Consider the following 7,222-nt stretch of genomic DNA (forward strand, 5'->3'; position numbering starts at 1 on the left):
GCAATGGCGCTGCTCGCCGGCAGCGCGGAGTTCTTCGGTGGCCTCGCGCTGCTGCTCGGTCTGCTCGTGAGGCCAGCCGCCGTCGCCTTGGCCTTCGCCATGGCAGTCGCCATATTCGCCGTGCACATCGGCAACGGCCTGTTCATGAGCAACAACGGCTATGAGTACGCGCTGGCACTGCTCGCCGCAGCGGCCTCGCTGGCGATCACCGGAGGGGGGCGCGCGTCGGTCGATGCGGCACTGAGCCGCCGGGCCGGAAGCCATTGACCAGGGCGTTGCAAGCCCACGCCGGGGCGTAGCCGCCCCGGCTCCACAGGAGGCGATTAATGGAAAACATCGTCCCGTCAGTCTACCGGCCTTGCACGCGCCGAATGGGATTCTCGGCCGGCTATAATCAACGGCGGCGCGGATTTCTCATAAGGCGCTGCCAGATCGTGAGCAGCGCCTCGCTGGAGAAGACAAACTCATGCAGTGCATAGCAAGACCCCAACAGGCGGAAGGACCCTATTTCATCGACGAGAACCTCGAGCGCCGCGATATCCGCTCGGAGCCATCAAACGGTTCGGTAAAGGATGGCGTTGCGCTGCGATTGGTAATGCACGTCTCGCGTCTGGACGGCAGCGCTTGCACCCCGCTTGCCGGCGCCATTGTGGATCTCTGGCAGTGTGATGCGCTCGGCGTCTATTCCGACGTCAGAGATATCAACGGGGCGTTCGATACGCGAGGGAAGAGATTCCTCCGCGGCTATCAGGTCACGGACGCCGGTGGGAAGGCCGAGTTCGTAACCCTCTACCCGGGTTGGTATCCGGGCAGAACCGTCCATATCCACTTCAAGATCCGCACCGAGGCCGCCGCGCAAAACGGACATGAGTTCACATCCCAGCTTTACTTCGATGACGCGTTGACCGATCGAATACACGCGCAGCCACCTTACGCCGAAAAGGGCCAACGCACCCTGCGAAACGACCAGGACAGCCTTTTCCAGGACGGAGGCAAAGAGCTGATTCTGCGGTTAATCGAGGAGGAGCCGGGCTACGCCGCCGCGTTCGATATCGGGCTGCGGATGGCTTGAGTCGCCGCCGTGGATGAACCTACTGCTCAAGGCAAGTCCGGGGAGGACCGAGCGTTGGACGAGGAAGCCGCCGCACTCCTTGAATTCTGGTTCGGCCCGATGACCGACGACGATGGCGCGATTGCCGAGCGGCAATCCGGCCTGTGGTGGAACAAGTGCGCACAGGCCGATCGCGAGATCGCCATCCGCTTCGGCGGCTTACCCGCACGAGCGGCTGCCGGAATGCTCGATCATTGGCAGGCGGACCCCAGGGGTCGCCTTGCCCTGATCATCGCGCTCGATCAGCTTCCCCGCCAACTCTTCCGCGCCCGAGCCGAGGCCTTCGCCCACGACCGCCGCGCCCTGGATCTCTCCCTACAGGGCCAGAGGCTGGGGCAGGATCGGGAGCTGCGCCCGATAGAGCGGGCCTTCTTCTACATGCCTATGGAGCACGCGGAATCCGTGACCATGCAGGAGCGATGCGTGAGCCGCTTCGAGACGCTGCTGGCCGAGGTTCCCTCGGCGCAGAAACCGGCCTTCGAGAACTTGCTGGCCTATGCCCGCCGACATCGCGACATCATTCGGCGTTTTGGCCGCTTTCCCCACCGCAATGCCATCCTGGGACGGCCATCCACCGCCGCCGAAGCAGCCTTCTTGAATGAGCCCGGCTCGCGCTTCTGACGCCGCCCTATTCTCGTAAGGTCGCCGCCATCGGTCGACTGGCCTGCGTCTGCGCCTCGGTCGGCGAGTCAGGTGGCGGGCTTTCGAAGTCGAACTCCAACTGCACGCCCACATCGCCGCGCGGGTCCAGAGCCAAAGCGTACGGGGAGTTGCGGGGCAGGACATGGTAACGCGAGTGGTCCACCAGCTCCGGCGAGGGCTGGGGGCGCCGAACCAGGCCGGTAAACAACGTTAAACCGAGCGAGGTGGCGAACGCGATCCAGAACAAGCCGTCGGCGCCCATCACCGCCATGACCTGCCCGGCTGCCAAGCTGCCGGAAATCATCCCCAGGGAGCTCATGAGAAGCAGCCCCGCGCTCGCCTCCACGAACTGGGCCGAGTCCACGTAATCATTGACCAGCGCGACCGATACCGGGTAGAGGGTGAAAGAAAACGCTCCCCAGAGCACGGCCAGCGCGATGACGGCGGCGACGCTGCTTCCCGTAACATAGATGATGGCGAAACTGAGCGCGGCGACGCACAGCGAGATCACCGGAATCACCCCGTGGCGGCTGTATCGATCGGAGAGCAAGCCGATGGGCCATTGCATCAAAAAACCGCCGGACAAAGTCAGCCCCATGAACAGCGATATCTCCAGGCTGGAGAAACCGCTCTGCTTGGCGAATACCGGCCCGAGGTTGATAAAGGAGCCGAGGATCACCCCGGAGCCCAGCGCGCCGGCCAGCCCCGCCGGCTGAAGGCGGTAGAGCTCGCGCAAGGGCACGGCGTGGATATCCATCAACTCGGGCGAGCTGCTGTGCATCAGCGCGAGTGGCACCAACGCCAGGCTGATCAGAATGGTGACCAGCAGAAACAGGCTCATGGCCTGCGGATCGGCCACCAACAGCAGGAACTGTCCCCCACCGAGGCCGACGTAGGTGATCACGCTGTAGAGGCCGAGCACCTTGCCGCGATCGTGCACGGGCGTGTTGGCGTTGAGCCAACTCTCCGTGACCATGTACAGTCCGGCAAGCGAGCAGCCGTAAAGGAGTCGCATGGCTGCCCAGAACATCGGGTCGACGAGCAGCGCGAGGGCGAGCGTGGTGGATGCGGCGATCGCGCTCATCGCGGCAAACGTGCGGATGTGCTGAACCTTGCGGATGGCGCGCCCGTCGAGGCGGGTGCCCACGATGAACCCGATCGAGTAACATGCCGCAACGAAACCGATCAGCTGCTCGGAGAATCCCTCGAGCGTCATTCGCACGGCGAGCAGGGTACCCAGCAAGCCATGTCCGACGACGAACAAGCTGAACGAGGCGAACAGCGGCGTAAGCGCGAGGACAGCGCTCTGAGGAACTCGCATCCCACCGGCCCTCAATGGCTGGCAGCGGGTTGAATAAACCGGCCTGACGCCCATGGCGTCCCGCCGGGGCAGCGTTAACTTGGAGAAGCCCCCCTGACCGACTGGAACGGTGCCCTCCGCTCAGCGGCTCCTCGTTGCGGGGCTCGATCGACCATCGCCGTTTGCGCACCGAACGGCTCTGCGTCGCCGTCCGGCCCCACCGCGACCCACAGGCTTCAGCTCCCTCGACGCGCACCGGGCCGGCTAGGTTTGACCTGGATGCTAAGAGGAGTATTGACAGCATAAACGATCAGCCCGCGCAACTCAGCAGCGCCGCGCCCCTTGACCTTTTTGCCTCCTTGACTCCGCGCATCATGAGGCGACGCCGGCATGTCGGGATTTAGCGTTGATCCGCTGCAGGCTCATCTCGGCCTAGAGATCATCGGGCACCATCTCGCTGAGCTTGATGCGATGGCGGCCGGGGGGTTCCAACGCGGGTTTCAGTTGGCGCATGCCATCTCGATCAGATAGACGCGGTCGGTGGATACCACCAGCGCGTCGACTTCGTTGATGCTGCCGTCCGCGGCGATGAACTCGAAGTTGGCCCAGGCCCGAAACGGCGGCGTCTCCGGCAATTGCGCGCGCAGGATATCCAGCGCTTCCTGCTCGTGCGGAAACGCGGACCGGTGCACGGCATGCCAACGACCGGAATCCCCCACTCCGAACCCCCAGCGGATGGTGTGATGACCATCTTACCGAATTGGACCGACTAATTTGGCGTCAGGTATTCAGATGTTATGCGACCGACGTGCTTGCCGGCAGGCTTGGATTGCGCCCAGCAAATTAGCCAATCGGCGCAGCTGCTCAGACCTTAACGCGGTGAATCGTAGCTAGAATGTGCGTCTTTGGCAGTTTCTGAATCGCACGCCCCAGGGACGATGGGAATCTTGAAAAACCGCATTCCGCATCGCCATCCCGGGGTAGGCCGGGATCCATCTTGCTGTTTCAAAAAGAAGAACAGATTCCGGCCTGCGCCGGAATGACGCGATTCGGGAGTTATTCGAGGTTCCCCGATCTCTTCCGGCACGAACGGACGGGTCCCCTCGACCCCAGCGCGTGTTGGGGCGTTTTGCGCAGCGTATCGGATGATCTGGGCCAATTCAGGCGCAAATAATCACCCGCGCCTGAACGTATCCAGCTACCGCATCGTTCGATAGGATCACGCAGTCAAACTAACGTCGAGCGGCACAGACGATGGCAGAAAAAAAGCAGACGGCAACCAAGAACATGCCCCGTAAGGCCTCGATTGGCCAAGGCTGGTGCACCACGGACGCGGACGAGATCGAGCGTCGCCGTCAGCGGGCGGACTCGGAAGGGCTACAGGTCCGCACTGAGACCGCAAAGGGCGCTTTCTTCGGTGACTATGTCGTGAGGTCGCGTGAGGGCCGCAGCTACCGGGTGGAGTTCCGCTCTTCGGAGCAGCCGATCAACTCCTGCGACTGCCCGGATTATGCGGTCAACGGGCTCGGCACCTGCAAGCATATCGAGGCGGCCCACCAGCATCTGCGGCGCAAACGGGCGCCGGCGCAGCGGACCGTCACCGAGGTCTACCTGGACCGCAGTGACCAGTACGGGAAAGGCCCGGCGATCCGGGTGCTTTGGGCGGACCGAATGCGCACCGACGACCGCGTCAGCGAAGTAGTGGGACCGTTCTTCGGCGCCGGTGGCGTCCTGCTCGGTGAGGCGGCGGATGCCGTGCCCGCCCTGCGTCGCGCCCTCCAAGAAGCGGGGCTCGGGTCGGAACGGGTTCGACTCTCCGAGCACATCATGCCGTGGGTCGAGCGGTTGCAGCGCAAGCGTCGCCGCGAGGCGGACCGGAAGCACCTCCTCGCCGACGTCGCCGCCGGCAAGCAGACCCTCGAGGTGGTGCACTATCCGCTCTATGCCTACCAGCAGGAAGGCATGCTGCATCTGGCCTTTAATGACCGCGCCATCCTGGCGGACGAGATGGGCCTCGGTAAGACCGTGCAGGCGATAGCGGCGTGTGAGCTGCTGCGCCGGCTCCAGAGGGTGGAGCGGGTACTGGTGGTCAGCCCGGTGTCCCTGAAAACCGAATGGGAGGAGCAGATCATTCGGTTCACCGCCCGGTCGACACAGGTGATCATCGGGCGGCGCGAGGAACGGCTGCGCCAATATCGCCAGGCCGCCTTCTTCAACCTGGCCAATTATGAGCAGATCCGCTATGACGGCGACGACATTCAGCGCTTGCTGGCGCCGGACATCATCATCCTGGACGAAGCGCAGCGCATCAAGAACTGGCAGACCAAGACCGCCGAGGCCGTCAAGCGCCTGTCGAGCCCCTACGCTTTCGTGCTGACGGGAACGCCGCTGGAGAATCGCATCGACGAGGTCTACTCCATCGCCCAGTTCGTGGACCCTCATCTGTTCGGACCGCTGTTCCGCTTCAACCGCGACTTCCATGAGTTGGACGACAAGGGCCGGCCAGTCGGCTACAAGAACCTGGATGCACTGCACCGGCGCCTACGCTCGGTGCTGCTGCGCCGGCGCAAGGCGGATGTGGAGGACGAGCTGCCCGAGCGCACGGTCAACACCTTTTTCGTTGCCATGCACGAGGAACAACGCGCGCGCTACGAGGAATACAGCGCTACGGTCGCGCGCCTCATGCAGGCAGCACGCCGACGCCCCCTCTCCCCCGACGAATTCCAGCGCCTCCAGCAGCAACTCGCCTGCATGCGCATGCTCTGTGACACACCCTATATCCTGGACTCCGATTGCCGAGTGTCGCCCAAGCTGGAGGAGTTGGGTCGGATCCTCGACGAGCAGCTCGCCGAGCCCGAGAACAAGGTTGTCGTCTTCTCCGAGTGGACGCGCATGCTCGACCTGGTAGGCGAGCAAGTGGAGAGAGCCGCATTCGGCTACGCCCTGCACACGGGGAAAGTACCGCAGGAGCTCCGCCGCCAGGAGATCAACCGCTTCAAGCAGGATCCGGCCTGCCGCCTCCTGCTCTCCAGTGACGCCGGCGCCACCGGTCTCAACCTCCAAGCCGCCAACGTGGTGATCAACCTCGATCTGCCCTGGAACCCGGCCCGGCTCGAGCAGCGCATCGCCCGGGCCTGGCGCAAGCACCAGCAGCGCCATGTGAGCGTGATCAACCTGGTCTGCGAGGACAGCATCGAGCACCGCATCCTGCATCTGCTGGAGCAGAAGCGCTCGCTCGCCGAAGGAGTGCTGGAAGGGACGGGCGAGACCGAGATGGCGCTGCCTTCTGGCCGCAAAATGCTCATCGAACGGCTGGAGTCACTCATGGAAACCCGGCTTGCGGAGCAGGCGCCCGCCGCCGAAGAAACGCCGCCGGCGGCTCTGAAGCTGGCCGAGCTGCCGCGCGAGCTGGAGGCGCGCCATCCGCAGAGTTTGGAGACCATGGCCGTGTACGGCTCCGAGCGCGATCGCCAGACGGTGCTGGCCGTCGTCCATGGCGACGCCGAAGCCCGGCGCGGCGAACTCACCTCCGCTGCGGCCCGTACCGAAGCCCGGCCGGATGTCGAGATCGTGGACCGCAAGACTATGGCCACGATCCAACGCCTGGCCGCGGCGGGCATCCTTTCCATGAACGCGCCCCAACAGACCCTCCACGGCACACTGGCGGGCGTGGCGCGGGACGACGGCAACGAGCGTCACCGCCGGCTCGATGCGGCCCGCCAGCGGCTCTCGAGCGCCGAACGCAAGCTGGGTATGGCCCGCCTCCTCGCCGAGGGCGGCTTCGATCGCGAAGCCGCCGGGCCGTTGGCCGAAGCCTTGGAAGAAGCGCTCGGCGCCCTTGGGGACAGCGGCAACGAAACGCTCCCGACCCCCATCCCTCTCGCCCGAGTGCGCTCGACGCTCGCCCCGCCAGCCGGGCTCGGCGACAACACACTCGCGCTGCTGGCCATATTGCGCGAAGGCAACGCCTGCGCAGCGCCGGACGCGATCGGCACAGTCACCGAGGCCATCGAACGCATCGGCACCGCCCTTGAACGCCAGTTGCTGGAATAGCTCGTAGCAGTGGGCTCGCCGGCGCCAATCAAAGGCCGTGAACGAAAAAAACATCCGTATCACGAGGGAGGATCAGGCAGGCTAACTTCGCTCCCACTTCGCCACCGGACCCGGAA

6 protein-coding genes are annotated in these 7,222 nt (G+C 64.5%); 4 read left to right on the top strand and 2 right to left on the bottom strand.

Annotated elements, in window-relative coordinates:
* The 3 genes from AC52Q4_RS09290 to AC52Q4_RS09300 all read left to right on the top strand — a co-directional run.
* Positions 1-267, top strand: a 267-nt coding sequence (locus AC52Q4_RS09290; RefSeq protein ID WP_495536516.1) for a DoxX family membrane protein, incomplete at its 5' end; no start/stop codon positions are given.
* A 199-nt stretch (positions 268-466) separates the two neighbouring features.
* Positions 467-1,072 (top strand): intradiol ring-cleavage dioxygenase, encoded by a 606-nt coding sequence (locus AC52Q4_RS09295; RefSeq protein ID WP_495536517.1) that lies wholly within the window; start codon positions 467-469, stop codon positions 1,070-1,072.
* Between the two features lie 9 nt (positions 1,073-1,081).
* Positions 1,082-1,732: a DUF924 family protein gene (locus AC52Q4_RS09300; RefSeq protein WP_495536518.1), complete on the top strand. Its 651-nt coding sequence runs from the start codon at positions 1,082-1,084 to the stop codon at positions 1,730-1,732.
* 7 nt (positions 1,733-1,739) lie between these two features.
* Here AC52Q4_RS09300 and AC52Q4_RS09305 read toward each other — a convergent pair whose 3' ends face one another.
* Complete coding sequence (locus tag AC52Q4_RS09305) at positions 1,740-3,074, bottom strand: MFS transporter (RefSeq protein WP_495536519.1); 1,335 nt, start codon at positions 3,072-3,074, stop codon at positions 1,740-1,742.
* A gap of 479 nt (positions 3,075-3,553) precedes the next feature.
* Positions 3,554-3,772 carry an NERD domain-containing protein gene (locus tag AC52Q4_RS09310; protein ID WP_495536520.1) on the bottom strand — a complete coding sequence of 73 codons (219 nt, stop codon included), beginning with the start codon at positions 3,770-3,772 and terminating at the stop codon, positions 3,554-3,556.
* Between the two features lie 535 nt (positions 3,773-4,307).
* On the opposite strand from AC52Q4_RS09310, the gene AC52Q4_RS09315 reads away from it, so the two are divergent.
* On the top strand, positions 4,308-7,106 hold the full coding sequence (locus AC52Q4_RS09315) for a DEAD/DEAH box helicase (protein WP_495536521.1): 2,799 nt from the start codon (positions 4,308-4,310) through the stop codon (positions 7,104-7,106).
* Positions 7,107-7,222 lie beyond the last annotated feature (116 nt).

Source organism: Nitrococcus sp. (assembly GCF_059432795.1).